The organism is Endozoicomonas sp. ALB091 (assembly GCF_049310265.1).
Classification (GTDB): Bacteria; Pseudomonadota; Gammaproteobacteria; order Pseudomonadales; family Endozoicomonadaceae; genus Endozoicomonas.
The window spans coordinates 19,953-39,447 of the sequence record NZ_JBLYNQ010000013.1 but is presented as its reverse complement, the minus strand read 5'-3'; the positions used below and the strand labels follow the sequence as shown (position 1 = coordinate 39,447).

Here is a 19,495-nt window from a genome sequence, read left to right as displayed (position 1 = left end):
ATGCATAGAACCTCTGCTGGCATCAGTGGTAGATACGTAAGATCAGATAATAATTACAATCAACCGGAAAACCATGTCGCTTATTCAGAGCGTGGACAGTATAGACATGCCAACGTCAGAAAGAGAGATAATATCCCCCGCACTACTCCGGAGCGTAATGAATTTTACCACGCTTCTGCCCCATACTTTGCCCAAAACCTGCCGTGCCGTTCAATAAACCCTGCTCAAGATTTCCATGCCCTCATCAAACAGGAAGTAATGGATGAACTGGTGAGTAAATCGGATCATTTCGGTTATCGTTATGATGGGAAAAATCACAGTCAATATGCCAATTCAATCAAGAGATACACATTAGCTTCGCAAAGCCCCTTAACCCGAGCGGAACAAAGCCAGCTGATGATTTTTTTGCAAGATTATACCGCCACACGGCGTTGGAGTTGGCGAAGCCTGACAACAACACTTCATTCATTTACTTCAGCGGGTGTTTTTACCCCTCATAAACCCGTGGATGTTCGTGTCAGGCACACTCAGGGCACCTTATTGTCAACGCTGTTTGATGCAATAGTATTCAAGTGCAACCGAAAAGCTGCAGCGTGGGATATTGATGCCCAGGGAATCACCAACCTGCTGTGGGCCATGGCCAAACTGGTCGACAGTGGGCAGGAGCGAACACCAGGCCTCATCAAGGCTATGGCCGCGTTGTTGCCCCATGTGAACGCACAAAAAGATCAATTTAATGCTCAGGGGATCACCAACCTGCTGTGGGCCATGGCGAAACTGGTGGTCAACGGGCAGAAGCGGACTCCGGGGATCAATGAAGCCGTGGCTGCGCTGTTGCCACATGTGAACCTACAGAAAGCGAACTTTAAACCATGGGGAATCGCCAGCCTGCTGTGGGCCATAACCAAACTGGTTGAACACGGACAGGAGCGAACACCAGAACTCAACAAAGCCCTGGCTGCGTTGTTGCCCCAGGTAAACGCACAGAAAACTGACTTTAAACCACGGGAAATTGCCAACCTGCTGTGGGCCATGGCGAAACTGTTGGACAACGGGCTGGAGCAGACACCAGAGCTTAAAGCAGCTGTGGCCGCACTGTTGCCCTGTGTGAACGCACAGAGAGGCCTATTTAATGCGCAGGATATCACCAACCTTGTCTGGGCCATGGCGAAACTGCTGGACCACGGGCTGGAGCAGACAACAGATCTCAGCGAGGCCGTAACCGTGCTATTGCTGAACGCACTAAAAACCAACTTTAAACCACAGGGTATCGTCAACCTGCTGTGGGCCATGGCAAAACTGGTGGACACCGGGCTAAAGCAGACCACCGATCTCAGCGAGACCATCGCCGTGCTATTGCCCCACGTGAACGCACAGAAGGACCAATTTAATTCTCAGGGTATCGCCAACCTGCTGTGGGCCATGGCAAAACTGGTGGACAACAGGCTGGATCAGACAGCAGAACTCAAAGAGGCCGTGGCCGCGTTGCTGCTTCGCGTGAACGCACAGAAAGAACCATTTATTCCTCAGCAAATCGCCAGCCTGCTATGGGCCATCGCGAAACTGGTGGAAAACAGGCAGGAGTGGACACCAGAACTCAACGAGGCTGTGGCCACGCTGTTGCCCCATGTGAACGGACAAAAAGACCAGTTTATGGCCCAGTATATCACCAACCTGATGTGGGCCATGGCAAAACTGGTGGACAACGGGCTGGAGCAGACAGCAGAACTCAAAGAGGGCGTGGCCGCGCTATTGCCCAACGTGAAGGCACAGAAAGCTGATTTTGAACCACAGGGTCTCGCCAACCTGCTGTGGGCCACGGCAAAACTGGTGGACCACGGGCAGGAAAGGACGCCAGAGCTCAACGGCGCTCTGGCCGCGCTGTTGCCTCACGTGATGGCACAAAAAGCTCAATTTAAACCAAAGGAAATCGCCAACCTGCTGTGGGCCATGGCGAAACTGGTGGACAACAAACAGGAGCGAACAACAGCACTCGAAAGGACCGTGGCCGCGCTGTTACCTTATGTGAACGCTCAGAAAAGCCAATTTAATGCACAGGATATTGCCAACCTGCTGTGGTCCATGGCAAAACTGGTGGACAACGGACAGGACCGGACACCAGAGCTCACCCAGGCCGTGGCGGCACTGTTGATTCACGTGAACCCACAGGAAAAACAATTTATTCCCAAGCATATCGCCAGCCTGCTGTGGGCCATGGCGAAACTGGTGGACAACGGGCTGGAGCAAACATCACGGCTCTACGAGGCTGTGGCCGTGCTGTTGCCCATGGTAAACGCACAGAAAGACCAATTAACTCCCCAGCATATCACCAACCTGCTGTGGGCCATCGCGAAACTGGTGGACAACGGGCTGGAGCGAACACCGGAGTTTAACCAGGCTGTGGCCGTCCTGTTGCCTCATGTGAAGGCGCAGAAAGACCAATTTAATGCTCAGGGTATTACCAACCTGCTCTGGGCCATGGCGAAACTGGTGGACACCAGACAGGACCAGACACCAGAGTTCAACGAGGTCGTGGCTGCGCTGTTGCCCCACGTGAACGCACTGAAGGACCAATTTAATCCTCAGGGTATCGCCAACCTGCTGTGGGCCGTGGCCAAACTGGGTGAACTCATTGAGCTGAAAGAGTTTACCACCACGTGCGAATCGCTTGTCTACCAAATCCGTGAAACTCCCCGGCTCTCTCAGCAAACCCTATTGATGTCTCTCTGGGGCGTCATGGTATGCTGCGCCAGGTTGTCTCTCGCCACTGCCAATAAAAATGATGTGCTTGAAAAACTCATGGATGACCTGTTTACTCGCCTGGGAAATACATCCCCCGACAATGAAGAGGATCAATCCATCATGGCCATGGCCGCAAGTTGGCTTGGCAGGACGTGTCCGGTCATCCCCCATTACCAGACAACCATTTCAATACCGCAATCCAATTTCCGTGATCAACTCCAATCATGCATTCCCTCTTTAAAGATTGAAGAAGAAAAGTGTCTGAACTTGTTGCCTCCGGTTGACCTGCTACTGCCAGATCACAACATGGTGATTGAAATTCAGGGACCATCTCATTACGCAAGTGCTGATTTCAAAACCAGGAATGGTTCGACTCTGCTGAAAATCGCTCTGCTGAAAAAATCAGGATTTGAAGTCATTGAAATCCCGGCCAACATGCTTCGGAATCAGGATTCAATGAAATTATATATTGACCGGATAAAGGCCAGGGCAGGCATCGGGCCACAGGGTCATTCTGTATCATGATTTGGCAATAACGAATGGGTGGCATCAGGAGTAGATGAGTATCCCCAACCGTGTGGTTTTATCGATATTTCAGCAAAATGAACTTCTGAACAGAACAGCAGTCTGCTTTTTATATTTTCATGAATTAATGAAATATAACTATGCATAGAAGCTCTGCTGGTATCGGTGGTCAATACGCAGGATCCGGTAATAATTACCACCAACCGGATGACCGTGCCGCTTATTCAAGGCGTGGACAATTTAGACATGCCACCGTCAGAAAGAGGGATAACATCCCCCGCACGACTCCGGGACGTAATGAATTTTACCACTCTTCTGCCCCATATTTTGCCCAAAACCTGCCGTGCCGTTCAGTAAACCCTGCTCAAGATTTCAATGCCCTCGTCAAACAGGAAGTAATGGATGATCTGATGAGTAAATCGGATCATTTCGGTTATCGTTATGATGGGAAAAATCACAGTCAATATGCCAATTCAATTAAAAGATACACGTTAGCTTCCCATAGCCCCTTGACCCGAGCGGAACAAAGCCAGCTGATGATTTTTTTGCAAGATTATACCGCCACACGGCGCTGGAGTTGGCGAAGCCTGACAACAACACTTCATTCATTTACTTCAGCGGGTGTTTTTACCCCTCATAAACCCGTGGATGTTCGTGTCAGGCACACGCAGGGTGCGTTATTGTCAACGCTGCTTGATGCAATAGTATTCAAGTGCAACCAAAAACCTCAAGCCCGGGACATTGATGCCCGGGGAATCGCCAATCAGCTGTGGGCCATGGCCAAACTGGTAGACAGCGGGCAGGAGCGAACACCAGTGTTCAACGAGGCTATGGCCGCGCTGTTGCCCCATGTGAACGCACAAAAAGATCAATTTAATGCTCAGGGGATCTCCAACCTGCTGTGGGCCATGGCGAAACTGGCGGTCAACGGGCAGGAGCGGACACCAGGGCTCAACGAGGCCGTGGCTTCGCTGTTGCCCCAAGTGAACGCACAGAAAGCTCACCTTAAACCACAGGAAATCGCCAACCTGCTGTGGGCCATAACCAAACTGGTTGAACACGGGCAGGAGCGAACACCAGAGCTCGACCAGGCCGTGGCCGCGTTGTTGCCCCAGGTATACGCACAGACAACTGACTTTAAACCAAGGGAAATTGCCAACCTGCTGTGGGCCATGGCGAAACTGGTGGACAACGGGCTGGAGCAGACACCAGAGCTTAAAGAAGCTGTAGCCGCGCTGTTGCCCTGCGTGAACGCACAGAAAGGCCTATTTAATGCGCAGGATATCGCCAACCTTCTTTGGGCCATGGCAAAACTGGTGGACCACAGGCAGGAGCAAACACCAGGGCTCAAAGAGGCTCTGGTTGCATTGTTGCCCCACGTGAACGTACAGAAAGCTCAACTTAACCCCCAGGGAATCGCCAACCTGCTATGGGCCATGGCGAAACTGGTGGATAACGGACTGGAACAGACAACAGATCTCAGCGAGGCCGTAGCCGTGCTATTGCCCCACGTGAACGCACAGAAAGCTAACTTTAAACCACAGGGTATCGCCAACCTGCTATGGGCCATGGCAAAACTGGTGGACAACGGGCTGGATCAGACAGCAGAACTCAAAGAGGCCGTGGTCGCGTTGCTGCTTGGCGTGAATGCACAGAAAGAACAATTTATTCCTCAGCAAATCGCCAGCCTGCTGTGGGCGATCGCGAAACTGGTGGACAACAGGCAGGAATGGACACCAGAGTTCAACGAGGCTGTGGCCGCGCTGTTGCCTCATGTGAACGGACAAAAAGACCAGTTTATTGCCCAGCATATCACCAACATGATGTGGGCCATGGCGAAACTGGTGGACAACGGGCTGGAGCAGACAGCAGAACTCGAAGAGGCCGTGGCGGCTCTATTGCCCAACGTGAAAGCACAGAAAGCTGATTTCAAACCACAGGGTATCGCCAACCTGCTGTGGGCCATCGCGAAACTGGTGGACAACGGGCAGGACAGGACACCAGAGCTCAACGGGGCTCTGGCCGTGTTGTTGCCTCAAGTGATGGCACAAAAAGCTGAATTTAAACCAAATGAAATCACCAACCTGTTGTGGGCCATGGCGAAACTGGTGGACAACGGGCTGGAGCGAACACCAGAGTTTAACGAGGCTGTGGCCGTGCTGTTGCCTCATGTGACCGCGCAGAAAGGCCAATTTAATGCTCAGGGTATCACCAACCTGCTCTGGGCCATGGCGAAACTGGTGGACAACGGACAGGACCGGACACCAGAGCTCAACGAGGCAGTGGTTGCGCTGTTGCCCTGCGTGAACGCACAGAAAGCTCATTTTAAACCACAGGAAATCACCAGCCTGCTATGGGCCATGGCAAAACTGGTGCACAACGGACAGGACCGGACACCAGGGCTCAAAGAGGCCGTGGCCACGCTGTTGCCCCAAGTCAACGTTCAGAAAGCTAACTTTAACCCACAGGGTATCGCCAACCTGCTGTGGGCCATGGCAAAACTGGTGGACAACGGGCAGGAACGAACGCCAGAGTTCAATGATGTAGTGGCCGCCCTGTTGCCCCATGTAAACGCACAAAAAGCTCATTTTAACCCCCAGGAAATCGCCAACCTGCTCTGGTCCATGGCAAAACTGGTGGATAGCAAGCAGGGCCAGACACCAGAGTTCAACGAGACCGTAGCTGCGCTGTTGCCTTACGTGAACGCGCAGAAGGATCAATTTAATCTTCAGGGTATCGCCAACCTGCTGTGGGCCATGGCGAAACTGGGTGAACTCATTGAGCTGAACGAGTTTACCGCCACGTGCGAATCGCTTGTCTACCAAATCCGTGACCCCCCCCGGCTCTCTCAGCAAGTCATATTGATGTCTCTCTGGGGCGTCATGGTATGCTGTGCCAGGTTGTCTCTGGTCGCAACTGCCAACAAAAACCATTTGCTTGAAAAACACATGGATGACCTGTTTACTCGCCTGGGAAATACATCCCCCGACAATGAAGATGATCACTCCATCATTGCCATGGCCGCAAATTGGCTTGGCAGACCGTGTCCGATCATCCCCCATTACCAGACAACTATTTCAAAACCTCAATCCAATTTCCGTGATCAACTCCAATCATGCATTCCCTCTTTAAAGATTGAAGAAGAAAAATGTCTGAACTCATTGCCTCCGGTAGACCTGCTATTGCCAGATCACAACATGGTTATTGAAATTCAGGGACCATCTCATTACGCAAGTGCTGATTTCAAAACCAGGAAGGGTTCGACTCTGCTGAAAATCGCACTGCTGAAAAAATCAGGATTTGAAGTCATTGAAATCCCGGCAAACATACTTTGGAATCAGGATTTAATGAAATCATATATTGATCAAATAAAAATCAGGACAGGCATCCTGCCACAGGATTGTTCTGTATCACTTAACAGAGATGAAGCATACGTTACTACCGATCAAAGACCGCAAGATCACGATTACTTAACCGCCAAAGAACCTTCAGAAGAGCAAACAGGTAAACCAAAAAGGAGAAAAAGGACGAGAAAAAAACCAGTAACCTCCTCCCTTCCATCATGACTCAAGAACCGTTTTCACATTCAAGGCAGTGCCAGCGTTGCACACCTGTTGCCCATGCAGCTCGCCCCGGATGATTTGAAAATAACGAATTGGTGGCATCAGGAGTAGATGAGTATCCCCAACCGTGTGGTTTTATCGACATTTCAGCAAAATGAACTTCTGAACAGAGCAGCAGTCTGCTTTTTATATTTTCATTAATTAATGAAATATAACTATGCATAAAAGCTCTGCTGGTATCGGTGGTCAATACGCAGGATCAGGTAATGATTACAACCTACCGGATGACCATGCTGCTTATTCAAAGCGTGGACAATATAAACATGCCACCGTCAGAAAGAGGGATAATATCCCCTGCACTACTCCGGGACGTAATGAATTTTACCACTCTTCTGCCCCATACTTGTCCCAAAACCTGCCGTGCCGTTCAGTAAACCCTGTTCAAGATTTCAATGCCCTCATCAAACAGGAAGTCATGGATGATCTGATGAGTAAATCTGATCATTTCGGTTATCGTTATGATGGGAAAAATCACAGTCAATATGCCAATTCAATTAAGAGATACACGTTAGCTTCGCAAAGCCCCTTAACCCGAGCGGAACAAAGCCAACTGATGATTTTTTTGCAAAATTATACCGCCACACGGCGTTGGAGCTGGCGAAGCCTGACAACAACACTTTACTCATTTACTTCAGCGGGTGTTTTTACCCCTCATAAACCCGTGGATGAGCGTGTCAGGCACACTCAGGTTGCCTTATTGTCAACGCTACTTGATGCAATAATATTCAAGTGCAACCAAAAACCTCAAGCCCGGGACATTGATGCCTGGGGAATCGCCAACCAGCTGTGGGCCATGGCGAAGCTGGTAGACAACGGGCAGGAGCAGACACCAGGGCTCAAAGAGGCCGTGGCCGCGCTGTTGCCCCACGTGAAAGCACAGGTGGACCAATTTATTCCTCAGGGCATTGCCAACCTGCTGTGGGCCATGGCGAAACTGGTTGAACACGGGCTGGAGCAGACACCAGAGTTCAAAGAGACCGTGGCCGCGCTGTTGCCCCACGTGAACGCACAGAAGGACCAGTTTAAAGCTCAGGGAATCGTCAACCTTCTGTGGGCCATGGCGAAACTGGTAGACAGCGGACAGGAGCGAACACCAGAGCTCAACGAGGCTATGGCCGCGCTGCTGCCTCATGTGAACGCACAAAAAGATCAATTTAATGCTCAGGGGATCGCCAACCTGCTGTGGGCCATGGCGAAACTGGCGGTCAACGGGCGGGAGCGGACTCCAGGGCTCAATGAGGCCGTGGCTGCGCTGTTGCCACATGTGAACATGCAGAAAGCGAACTTTAAACCACAGGGAATAGCCAACCTGCTGTGGGCCATAACAAAACTGGTTGAACACGGGCTGGAGCGAACACCAGCGCTCAAAGAGGCTCTGGTTACATTGTTGCCCCAGGTGAACGCACAGAAAGCCAAACTTAACCCGCAGGAAATCGCCAACCTGCTGTGGGCCATGGCAAAACTGGTGGACAACGGGCTGGAGCAGACAACAGATCTCAGGGAGGCCGTAGCAGCGCTATTGCCCCACGTGAACGCACAGAAAACTAACTTTAAACCACAGGGTATCGCCAACCTGCTTTGGGCCATGGCGAAACTGGTGGACAACGGGCTGGAGCTGACAGCAAGGCTCAACGGAGTCGTGACCGCATTGCTGCCCCGCGTGAACGCAAAGAAAGAACAATTTATTCCTCAACATATTGCCAATCTGCTGTGGGCCATCGCGAAACTGGTGGACAACGGGCAGGAGCAGACACAAGAACTCAACGAGGCCGTGGCCGCGCTGTTGCCACACATGAACGCACAGAAAGCTAACTTTAACCCACAGGAAATCGTCAACCTGCTGTGGGCCATGGCAAAACTGCTGGACAACGGGCAAGAACGGACGCCAGAGTTCAATGATGTAGTGGCCGCCCTGTTGCCCCATGTAAACGCACAAAAAGCTCATTTTACCCCTCAGGAAATCGCCAACCTGCTGTGGGCCATGGCGAAACTGGTAGACAGCAAAAAGGACCAGACACCAGAGTTCAATGAGGCTGTGGCTGCGCTGTTGCCCCACGTGAACGCACTGAAGGACCAATTTAATCCTCAGGGTATCGCCAACCTGCTGTGGGCCATGGCAAAACTGGGTGAACTCATTGAGCTAAACGAGTGTACCGCCACGTGCGAATCGCTTGTCTTCCGAATCCGTGAAACTCCCCGGCTCTCTCAGCAAGCCATATTGATGTCTCTCTGGGGAGTCATGGTATGCTGTGCCAGGTTATCTCTGCTCGCCACTGCCAATAAAAATAATGCGCTTGAAAAACACATGGATGACCTGTTTACGCGCCTGGGAAATACATCCCCCGACAGTGAAGATGATCAATCCATCATTGCCATGGCCGCAAGTTGGCTTGGCAGAACGTGTCCGATCATCCCCCATTACCATACAAGCATTTCAAAACCTCAATCCAATTTCCGTGATCAACTCCAATCATGCATTCCCTCTTTAAAGATTGAAGAAGAAAAGTGTCTGAACTCATTGCCTCCGGTTGACCTGCTACTGCCCGATCACAACATGGTGATTGAAATTCAGGGACCATCTCATTACACAAGTGCTGATTTCAAAACCAGGAAGGGTTCGACGCTGCTGAAAATCGCACTGCTGAAAAAATCAGGATTTGAAGTCATTGAAATCCCGGCCAACATGCTTCGGAATCAGGGTTCAATGAAATTCTATATTGACCAGATAAAGACCAGGGCAGGCATCCCGCCACAGGGTCATTCTGTACCACTTAACAGAGATGAGGCATACGTTACTACCGATAAAAGACAGCAAGATCACGGTTACTTAACCGCCAAAGAACCTTCAGAAGAGCAAACAGGTAAACCAAAAAGGAGAAAAAGGACGAGAAAAAAACCAGTAATCTCCTCCCTTCCATCATGACTCAAGAACCGTTTTCACATTCAAGGGAGTGCCAGCGTTGAACACCTGTTGCCCATGCAGCTCGCCCCGGATGATTTGGAAATAACGAATTGGTGGCATCAGGAGTAGATGAGTATCCCCAACCGTGCGGTTTTATCGATATTTCAGCAAAATGAACTTCTGAACAGAACAGCAGTCTGTCTTTTATATTTTCATGAATTAATGAAATATAACTATGCATAGAAGCTCTGCTGGTATCGGTGGTCAATACGCAGGATCAGGTAATGATTACAACCAACCGGATGACCATGCCGCTTATTCAAAGCGTGGACAATTTAAACATGCCACCGTCAGAAAGCGGGATAATATCCCCCGCACTACTCCGGAGCGTAATGAATTTTACCACTCTTCTGCCCCATATTTTGCCCAAAACCTGCCGTGCCGTTCAGTAAACCCTGCTCAAGATTTCAATGCCCTCGTCAAACAGGAAGTAATGGATGAACTGATGAGTAAATCTGATCATTTCGGTTATCGTTATGATGGGAAAAATCACAGTCAATATGCCAATTCAATCAAGAGATACACGTTAGCTTCTCAAAGCCCCTTAACCCGAGCGGAACAAAGCCAGCTGATGGTTTTTTTACAAAATTATACAGCCACACGGCGTTGGAGTTGGCGAAGCCTGACAACAACACTTCACTCATTTACTTCAGCGGGTGTTTTTACCCCTCATAAACCCGTGGATGAGCGTGTCAGGCATACTCAGGTTGCCTTATTGTCAACACTGCTTGATGCAATAATATTCAAGTGCAACCGAAAAGCTGCATCATGGGATATTGATGCCCAGGGAATCGCCAACCTGCTGTGGGCCATGGCGAAACTGGTGGAAAACGGGCTGGAGCAGACACCAGAGCTCAAAGAGGCCGTGGCCGCCCTGTTGCCCCACGTGAACGCACAGAGAAATCAATTTAAAGCCCAGGGTATCGCCAACCTGCTGTGGGCCATGGCGAAACTGGTGGTCAACTGGCAGGAGCGGACACCGGGGCTCAACGAGGCCGTGGCCTTGCTGTTGCCACATGTGAACATACAGAAAGCTAACTTTAAACCACAGGGAGTCACCAACCTGCTGTGGGCCATAACAAAACTGGTTGAATACGGGCAGGAGCGAACACCAGAGCTCAACAAGGCCGTGGCCGCGTTGTTGCCCCAGGTAAACGCACAGAAAACTGACTTTAAACCAAGGGAAATTGCCAACCTGCTGTGGACCATGGCGAAACTGATGGACAACAGGCAGGAGCGAACACCACAGCTCAAAGAAACCGTGGCCGTGCTGTTGCCCCATGTGAACGCGCAGAAAGGCCAATTTAATGCCCAGGATATCACCAACCTGCTCTGGGCCATGGCAAAACTGTTGGACAACGGGCAGGAACAAACACCAGAGTTCAAAGAGGCTCTGGTTACATTGTTGCCCCAGGTGAACGTTCAGAAAGCCAAACTTAACCCGCAGGAAATCGCCAACCTGCTATGGGCCATGACGAAACTGATGGACAACGGGCTGGAGCAGACAACAGATCTCAGTAAGACCGTAGCCGTGTTATTGCCCCACGTGAACGCACAGAAAGCTAACTTTAAACCACAGGATATCGCCAACCTGCTGTGGACCATGGCAAAACTGGTGGACAACGGGCTGGAGCAGACAACAAGGCTCGACGGAGTCCTGACCGCGTTGCTGCCCCGCGTGAACGAACAGAAAGAACAATTTATTCATCAGCAAATCGCCACCCTGCTGTGGGCCATAGCAAAACTGGTGGACAACAGGCATGAGCGGACACCAGAGCTCAACGAGGCTGTGGCCGCGCTGTTGCCCCGGATAAAAGCACAGAAAGACCAGTTTTTTGCTCAGCATATCACCAACATGATGTGGGCCATGGCGAAACTGGTGGACAACGGGCTGGAGCAGACAGCAGAACTCGAAGAGGCCGTGGCGGCTCTATTGCCCAACGTGAAAGCACAGAAAGCTGATTTCAAACCACAGGGTATCGCCAACCTGCTGTGGGCCATGGCAAAACTGGTGGACAATGGGCAGGACAGGACACCAGAGTTCAACGGGGCTCTGGCCGCGCTATTGCCCCTCGTGATTGCACAGGAATCTGAATTTAAACCAAAAGAAATCACCAACCTGCTGGGGGCCATGGCGAAACTGGTGGACAACAAACAGGAGAGAGCAACAGGACTCGAAAAGACCGTGGCCGCGCTGTTGCCTCATGTGAACGCACAGAAAAGCCAATTTAATGCGCGGGATATCGCCAATCTGCTGTGGGCCTTGGCAAAACTGGTGGACAACGGACAGGACCGGACACCACAGCTCAACGAGGCCGTGGCTGCACTGTTGATTCTCGTGAACCCACAGAAAAAACAATTTATTCCTCAGCATATCGCCAATCTGCTGTGGGCCATGGCGAAACTGGTGGACAACGGGCTGGAGCGAACACCTGAGTTTAACGAGGCTGTGGCCGTGCTGTTGCCCCTGGTAAACGCACAGAAAGACCAATTTATTCCCCAGCATATCACCAACCTGCTGTGGGCCATGGCGAAACTGGTGGACAACGGGCTGGAGCGAACACCAGAGTTTAACGAGGCTGTGGCCGTGCTGTTGCCTCATGTGACCGCGCAGAAAGGCCAATTTAATGCTCAGGGTATCACCAACCTGCTCTGGGCCATGGCAAAACTGGTGGACAGCAAACAGGACCAGACACCAGAGTTCAACCAGCCCGTGGCTGCGCTGTTGCCTCACGTGAACGCACTGAAGGACCAATTTAATCCTCAGGGTATCGCCAACCTGCTGTGGGCCATGGCAAAACTGGGTGAACTCGTTGAACTGAACGTGTTTACCTCCACGTTCGAATCGCTTGTCTACCGAATTCGTGAACCCCCCCTGCTCTCTCAAAAAGGCATATTGATGTCTCTCTGGGGAGTCATGGTATACTGTGCCAGGTTGTCTCTGCTCGCCACTGCCAATAAAAATAATGTGCTTGAAAAACACATAGATGACCTGTTTACTCGCCTGGGAAATATACCTCCCGACAATGAAGATGATCAATCCATCATTGCCCTGGCCGCAAGTTGGCTTGGCAGAACGTGTCCGATCATCCCCCATTACCAGACAACCATTTCAATACCTCAATCCAATTTCCTTGATCAACTCAAATCATGCATTCCCTCTTTAAAGATTGAAGAAGAAAAGAGTCTGAACTCCTTGCCTCCGGTTGACCTGCTACTGCCAGATCACAACATTGTTATTGAAATTCAGGGACCATCTCATTACACAAGTGCTGATTTCAAAACCAGGAATGGTTCGACTCTGCTGAAAATCGCACTGCTGAAAAAATCAGGATTTGAAGTCATTGAAATCCCGGCCAACATGCTTTGGAATCAGGATTCAATGAAATTATATATTGATCAAATAAAGGCCAGGGCAGGCATCCCGCCACAGGGTCATTCTGTATCACTTAACAGAGATGAGGCATACGTTACTACCGATAAAAGACGACAAGATCACGGTTACTTAACCGTCAAAGAACATTCAGAAAAGCAAACAGGTACATCAAAAAGGAGAAAAAGGACAAGAAAAAAGCCAGTAATCTCCTCCCTTCCATCATGATTCAAGAACCGTATGCACATTCAAGGGAGTGCCAGCGTTGAACACCTGTTGCCCATGCATCTCGCCCCGGATGATTTGAAAATAATGGATTGGTGGCATCAGGGGTAGATGAGTATCCCCAACCGTGTGGTGTTATCGACATTTCAGCAAAATGAACTTCTGAACAGAACAGCAGTCTGTTTTTTATATTTTCATGAATTAATGAAAAATAACTATGCATAGAAGCTCTGCTGGTATCGGTGGTCAATACGCAGGATCCGGTAATAATTACCACCAACCGGACGACCATGCCGCTGATTCAAGGCGTGGGCGATACAGACATGCCACAGTCAAACAATGGGATAATCCCCCCCGCACTAACCCGGGGCGTGATAAATTTTACCGATCTTCTGCCGTACGCTCCTCACAACATATACAGTGCCGTTCGGTAAACCCTGCTCAAGATTTTAATCCCCTCATCAAACAGGAAATAATGGATGGCCTGGTGAGTAAATCTGATCGGCTCGGTCATCGCTATGATGGGAGGCATCACGGCCAATATGCCAGTTCCATTAAAAAATACACGTCAGCTGCTAAAAGACCGTTAAATCGAGCGGAACAAAGCCAGCTGATACGTGTGATGCAAAATTTTACAGCAACGCGGAGCTGGAATTGGCTAAGTCTGACAACAACACTTCATTCATTTACCTCAGCGGGTGTTTTTACCCTTCATAAACCCATGGATCAGCTGGTTCAGCTTACTCAAGCGGCCTTATTGTCAACGCTACTTGATGCATTAATATTCAAGTGCAACCAAAAACCTGAAGCCAGGGATATTGATGCCCAGGGCATCGCCAATCTGCTGTGGGCCATGGCGAAACTGGTGGAAACCGGGCAGGAGCAGACACCAGAGTTCAAAGAGGCCATGGCCGCGCTATTGCCCCATGTGAACACCAATAAAGACCAGTTTATTCCTCAGCATATCGCCAACCTGCTGTGGGCCATGGCGAAACTGGTGAACTACGGGCAGGAGCAGACACCAGCACTCAATGGGGCCATGGCCGCCTTGTTGCCCCGCGTGAATGCACTGAAAGACCGATTTAAGACCCAGGGTATCGCCAACTTGCTGTGGGCCATGGCAAAACTGGTGGACAATGGACAGGAGCAGACACCAGAACTCAACGAGGCCGTGGCCGCTCTATTGCCCCATACGAACGCACAGAAAGCTAACTTTAACTCCCAGGAAATCGCCAACCTGCTGTGGGCCATGGCGAAACTGATGGACAACGGCCAGGAGCAAACACCAGAGTTCAACAAGGCCTTAGCCGCGCTGTTACCTTTCGTGAACGCACAGAAAGCTAACTTTAAACCACAGGAAATCGCCAACCTGCTGTGGGCCATGGCGAAACTGATGGAGCATGGCCAGCAGCAAACACCAGAACTCAACGAAGCCGTGGCCGCGCTGTTGCCCCACGTGAACGTCCAGAAAGCTAACTTTAAACCACAGGAAATCGCCAACCTGCTGTGGGCCTTGGCGAAACTGGTAGACAGTGGGCAGAAACGGACACCAGAGCTGAACAAGGCGGTAGTCGTGCTGTTGCCCAGTGTGAACCCACAGAAAGCTTACAAACCACGGGATATTGCCAACATGCTGTGGGCCATGGCGAAACTTGTGGACAACGGGCAGGAGCAGACACCGGAGTTCAAAGCGGCCGTAGCCGCGCTGTTGCATTGCGTAAACGCACAGAAAGCCAACTTTAAGCCAAAAGGTATCGTCAACCTGCTGTGGGGCACGGCGAAACTGGTGGACAACGGGCTGGATCCGACACCAGCTCTCAAACAAGCTGTCACCGCACTGTTACCTTACGTGAATGCATATAAAGACCAATTTCATGCCCAGGCTATTGCCAACCTGTTCTGGGCCATGGCGAAACTGGTGGACAACGGGCCAGAGCCGTTACCAGGGCTCCACAAGGCCGTGGTTGGCATGTTGCCCCTCATGAACGAACAGAAAGCTAACTTTAAGCCACAGGAAATCGCCAATCTGCTGTGGGCCATGGTGAAACTGGTCAACAAGGGGCTGGTGCGGACAGCAGAACTGAAAGATGCCGTGGCCGCGCTGTTGCCCAACGTGAACACACAGAAAAACAAATTTAATGCCCAGGAAATTGCCAACCTGTTTTGGGCCATTGCAAAACTGGTGGACAACGGGCAAGAGCAAACACCAGGGCTCAAAGAAGCTGTCAACTCGCTGTTATCCAACGAAAACGTACAGAATGCCAACTTTAAATCAGTGGATATTGCCTGCCTGCTGTGGGCCATAGCGAAACTGGGTGAGATCGTTGAGTTGAATGCGGTTACATCTATGTTCGAATCTCTTGTGTACAGAACCCATGAAAACCCTCTACTCTCCAGGCAAGATATCTTGATGACGCTCTGGGGAGTAATGGTATGCTGCGCCAGGTTGTCTCTGGTCTCCAATGCCAATAAAAATAACGTACTTGAAACGCACATGGATGATCTCTTTACTCGCCTGGAGAATGCATGCCCGGACAATGAAGAAGATCAACGCATCATTGCCATGGCCGCAAGTTGGCTTGGCAGACCGTGTCCGGTCGTCCCTCATTACCAGACTATCAGGTCAAAACTTCAATCTGACTTTCGCGATCAACTCCAATCATGCTTTCCCTCTTTGAAGATTGAAGAAGAAAAGAGTCTGAACTCATTACCTCCGGTTGACCTGTTACTGCCAGATCTCAACATTGTGATTGAAATTCAGGGACCGTTTCATTACGTGAGTAGTGATTTCAAAACCCGGAATGGTTCGACTCTGCTTAAAATTGCACTGCTGCAAAAAGCAGGATTTGAGGTTATTGAAATCCCGGTTAACCAGCTTTGGAACCGGGATTTAATCAAACGATGTATTCATCAAATAAAGACCAGGGTGAACACCCCGCCACAGGGGCATGGCTCTGAATCATTTACACGCCCAGGGAGAGATGTGGCATACTTTGCTGCCGATGCAGGATGGCAAGATCACGGTTACTTAACCGCCGAAGAACATAGAGAAGAGCAACCAGGCAAACCAAAAAGTAGAACAAGGAAGAGAAAAAAAAAGCCAGTAATCTCCCCCCTTCCATCATGACTGAAGAACCGTTTTCACATTCAAGGGAATGAGTGTCAGTTTTATCGACATTTCAGTAAAATGAACTTCTGAACAGAATAACAGTCTGCCCTTTATATTTTCATGAATTAATGAAATATCATTATGGATAGAAGCTCTGCTGATATCAGCGGTAAATACGCAAAATCAGGTAATGATTACAACCAACAGGATGACCGTGTCGCTTCTTCAATGGGTGGGCGATACAGACATGGCACAGTCAGAAAGTGGGATAATTCCCCCCGCAATACTCCGGAGGTCAACAAATTCCACCATTCTTCGGGCGCAAGCTCTTCTCAAGATCTACAGCGCCGTTCAGTAAACCCTGCCCAGGATTTTAATGCCCTTATCAATCAGGAGTTAATGGAAAGTCTGGTGAGAAAATCGGATCACCTGGGTTATCACTATGATGGGAGACATCACGGACAATATGCCAGTTCAATTAAAAAATATACGTCAGCTTCTAAAAGACCTCTAAATCGAGCTGAACAAGTCCAGCTGATACGTTTACTGCAAAATTTTACCGCAACACGGAGCTGGAATTGGCGAAGTCTGACGACAACACTTCATTCATTGACTTCAGCAGGTGTTTTTACCCCTCATAAACCCATGGATGAGCGTGTTAAGCGAACACAAGCTGCCTTATTGTCAACGCTACTTGATGCAATAATATTTAACTGCAACCAAAAACCTGAAGCCAGGGATATTGATGCCCGGGGAATCGCCAATCTGCTGTGGGCCATGGCGAAACTGGTGGACAGCGGCCAGCAGTGTGCACCAGAACTGATCGAGGCCGTGGCCGTGCTGTTGCCCTGCGTCCACGCAAAAAAAGACCAATTTAAGGCCCAGGGTATCACCAACCTGCTGTGGGCCATGGCGAAACTGGTGGACAACGGGCTGGAGCGAACACCTGAGTTTAACGAGTCTGTGGCCGTGCTGTTGCCCCTCGTGAAAGCACAGAAAGACCAATTTAGTGCCCAGGGCATCACCAACCTGTTCTGGGCCATGGCGAAACTGGTGGAGAACGGGCAGGAGCAGACACGTGGGCTCAAAGAAGCTGTGGTTGCCCTGTTACCCCACGTGAGTGTCCAGACAGCTAACTTTAACCCACAGGAAATAGCCAACCTGCTGTGGGCCATGGCAAAACTGGTGGACAACGGCTTTAAGCAGACACCAGATCTCAACGAGGCCATAACCGGGCTGTTGCCCTATGTGAATGCACAGAAAGACCAATTTAAGGCCCAGGGTATCGCCAACCTGCTGTGGGCCATGGCGAAACTGGTGGACAACGGGCTGGAGCGGACACCAGAGTTCAACGATGCTGTGGCCACGCTGTTGACCCACATGAGCACACATATAGACCAATTTACTCCTCAGCAGATCGCCAACCTGCTGTGGGCCATGGCGAAACTGGTGGACAACGGGCTGGAGCGGACAACCGAGCTCAATGAGGCCGTCGCCGCGCTGTTGCCCCGCGTGAACGCACAGAAAGACCAATTTATTCCTCAGCATATCGCCAACCTTCTGTGGGCCGTGGCGAAACTGGTGGACAACGGGGAGTGGACACCAGATCTCAAAGCAGCTGGGGCCACGCTGTTGACTCACGTGAACGCATATCAAGCTAACTTTAAACCACAGGAAATCGCCAACCTCCTGTGGGCCATGGCAAAACTGGTGGACAACGGCCAGGAGCAGACACCAGGGCTCAAAAAGGCCCTGGCCGCACTTTTGCCCCACATGAACGCACATAAAGACCAATTTAATGCCCAGGGGATAACCAAGCTCCTGTGGGCCATGGCGAAACTGATGGACAGCGGCCGGGAGCGGGTTCCGGAACTCAACGAGGCTGTGGCTGCACTTTTGCCCCGCGTAAACGCACAGAAAGACCAATTTATTCCTCAACATATCGCCAACCTGCTGTGGTGCATAGCGAAACTGGGTGAGCTTGTTGAGCTGAACGAGGTTACCTCTACGTTCGAATCGCTTGTCTACCGAATCAGTGACAATCCTCAGCTCTGTCAACAAACGATATTGATGTCTCTCTGGGGAGTAATGGTATGCTGTGCCAGGTTGTCTCTGGCCTCCAATGCCAATAAAAATAACGTGCTTGAAAAGCACATGGAGGACCTGTTTACCCGGCTGGAAAATACCTGCCCAGACAATGAAGAGGATCAATCCATCATTGTAATGGCCGCCAGTTGGCTTGGCAGAGCCTATCCGGTCACTCCCTGTTACCCGATAATCATGTCAAAACGTCAATCTGACTTCCGCAATCAACTCCAATCATGCATTCCCTCTTTGCAGATTGAAGAAGAAAAGAGTCTGAACTCATTACCTCCAGTCGACCTGCTACTGCCAGATCACAACATTGTGATTGAAGTCCAGGGACCGTTTCATTACGTAAATGGTGATTTCAGCACCAGGAATGGATCAACCCTGCTTAAAATCGCACTGTTGCAAAAAGCAGGATATGAGGTCATTGAAGTCCCGTTTAAACAGATTTGGAACCGGGACTTAATAAAACTGTGTATTGATCAAATAAAGACCAGGATAAACATCCCGCCACAGGGGCATGACTCTGAATCATTTACCAGCGGGGAGACAGATGAGGAATACTTTACTGCCGATGAAGGGTGGGAAGAACAAGGCTACTTCACTGCCGAAGAACCTGCAGAACAGCAACCACGCAAACCAAAAAGCAAAAAAAAGAAGAGAAAAAAAACCAGTAATCTCCCCCCTTCCATCATGACTCAAAAACCGTTGTCACATTCAAGGGATGGCGTGCCAGCGTTGAACACATTTTGTTCATGAATCTCGCCCCGGATGATTTGCAAATAACGGATGGGTGACACCAGGGGTCGATGTGTATCCCCAAACACCTGGTTTTATAGACATTTCAG

General features: G+C 50.3%; 9 protein-coding genes. 6 read left to right on the top strand and 3 right to left on the bottom strand.

Annotation, left to right across the window (positions count from 1 at the left end):
• Together ACO6UX_RS23490 and ACO6UX_RS23485 are read left to right on the top strand one after the other, a co-directional pair.
• The gene (locus ACO6UX_RS23490; RefSeq protein WP_422450723.1) at positions 1 to 3,267 is read left to right on the top strand and encodes a DUF1601 domain-containing protein; all 3,267 of its coding nucleotides are present in this window, start codon (positions 1 to 3) and stop codon (positions 3,265 to 3,267) included.
• 140 nt (positions 3,268 to 3,407) lie between these two features.
• On the top strand, positions 3,408 to 6,833 hold the full coding sequence (locus tag ACO6UX_RS23485) for a DUF1601 domain-containing protein (RefSeq protein ID WP_422450722.1): 3,426 nt from the start codon (positions 3,408 to 3,410) through the stop codon (positions 6,831 to 6,833).
• Position 6,834: 1 nt separating this feature from the next.
• Here the strand turns inward: ACO6UX_RS23485 and ACO6UX_RS23480 are convergent, their stop codons facing one another.
• Positions 6,835 to 7,053 carry a hypothetical protein gene (locus tag ACO6UX_RS23480; RefSeq protein ID WP_422450721.1) on the bottom strand — a complete coding sequence of 73 codons (219 nt, stop codon included), beginning with the start codon at positions 7,051 to 7,053 and terminating at the stop codon, positions 6,835 to 6,837.
• Here ACO6UX_RS23480 and ACO6UX_RS23475 point away from each other — a divergent pair.
• A complete protein-coding gene (locus tag ACO6UX_RS23475) occupies positions 7,048 to 9,813 on the top strand; it encodes a DUF1601 domain-containing protein (protein WP_422450720.1) in 2,766 nt (921 codons plus the stop codon). The genes ACO6UX_RS23480 and ACO6UX_RS23475 overlap by 6 nt on opposite strands.
• Position 9,814: 1 nt before the next feature.
• Here ACO6UX_RS23475 and ACO6UX_RS23470 read toward each other — a convergent pair whose 3' ends face one another.
• The gene (locus ACO6UX_RS23470) at positions 9,815 to 10,033 is read right to left on the bottom strand and encodes a hypothetical protein (RefSeq protein ID WP_422450719.1); all 219 of its coding nucleotides are present in this window, start codon (positions 10,031 to 10,033) and stop codon (positions 9,815 to 9,817) included.
• On the opposite strand from ACO6UX_RS23470, the gene ACO6UX_RS23465 reads away from it, so the two are divergent.
• Positions 10,028 to 13,453, top strand: a complete 3,426-nt coding sequence (locus ACO6UX_RS23465; protein ID WP_422450718.1) for a DUF1601 domain-containing protein — start codon at positions 10,028 to 10,030, stop codon at positions 13,451 to 13,453. The genes ACO6UX_RS23470 and ACO6UX_RS23465 overlap by 6 nt on opposite strands.
• Before the next feature lies 1 nt (position 13,454).
• Here ACO6UX_RS23465 and ACO6UX_RS23460 read toward each other — a convergent pair whose 3' ends face one another.
• Positions 13,455 to 13,673, bottom strand: a complete 219-nt coding sequence (locus ACO6UX_RS23460) for a hypothetical protein (protein WP_422450717.1) — start codon at positions 13,671 to 13,673, stop codon at positions 13,455 to 13,457.
• On the opposite strand from ACO6UX_RS23460, the gene ACO6UX_RS23455 reads away from it, so the two are divergent.
• Positions 13,668 to 16,577: a DUF1601 domain-containing protein gene (locus tag ACO6UX_RS23455; protein WP_422450716.1), complete on the top strand. Its 2,910-nt coding sequence runs from the start codon at positions 13,668 to 13,670 to the stop codon at positions 16,575 to 16,577. The two genes, ACO6UX_RS23460 and ACO6UX_RS23455, sit on opposite strands and share 6 nt — an antisense overlap.
• A gap of 123 nt (positions 16,578 to 16,700) precedes the next feature.
• Positions 16,701 to 19,406, top strand: coding sequence for a DUF1601 domain-containing protein (locus ACO6UX_RS23450; protein WP_422450715.1), 2,706 nt, complete (start codon positions 16,701 to 16,703; stop codon positions 19,404 to 19,406).
• Positions 19,407 to 19,495 lie beyond the last annotated feature (89 nt).

What these genes read in the sequence shown, in the direction of transcription:
- ACO6UX_RS23485 (WP_422450722.1), top strand. Translation starts at nt 3,408, where the DNA reads ATGCATAGAAGCTCTGCTGGTATCGGTGGTCAATACGCAGGATCCGGT.
- ACO6UX_RS23455 (WP_422450716.1), top strand. Translation starts at nt 13,668, where the DNA reads ATGCATAGAAGCTCTGCTGGTATCGGTGGTCAATACGCAGGATCCGGT.
- ACO6UX_RS23470 (WP_422450719.1), bottom strand. Translation starts at nt 10,033, where the DNA reads ATGCATAGTTATATTTCATTAATTCATGAAAATATAAAAGACAGACTG.
- ACO6UX_RS23465 (WP_422450718.1), top strand. Translation starts at nt 10,028, where the DNA reads ATGCATAGAAGCTCTGCTGGTATCGGTGGTCAATACGCAGGATCAGGT.
- ACO6UX_RS23475 (WP_422450720.1), top strand. Translation starts at nt 7,048, where the DNA reads ATGCATAAAAGCTCTGCTGGTATCGGTGGTCAATACGCAGGATCAGGT.
- ACO6UX_RS23450 (WP_422450715.1), top strand. Translation starts at nt 16,701, where the DNA reads ATGGATAGAAGCTCTGCTGATATCAGCGGTAAATACGCAAAATCAGGT.
- ACO6UX_RS23480 (WP_422450721.1), bottom strand. Translation starts at nt 7,053, where the DNA reads ATGCATAGTTATATTTCATTAATTAATGAAAATATAAAAAGCAGACTG.
- ACO6UX_RS23490 (WP_422450723.1), top strand. Translation starts at nt 1, where the DNA reads ATGCATAGAACCTCTGCTGGCATCAGTGGTAGATACGTAAGATCAGAT.
- ACO6UX_RS23460 (WP_422450717.1), bottom strand. Translation starts at nt 13,673, where the DNA reads ATGCATAGTTATTTTTCATTAATTCATGAAAATATAAAAAACAGACTG.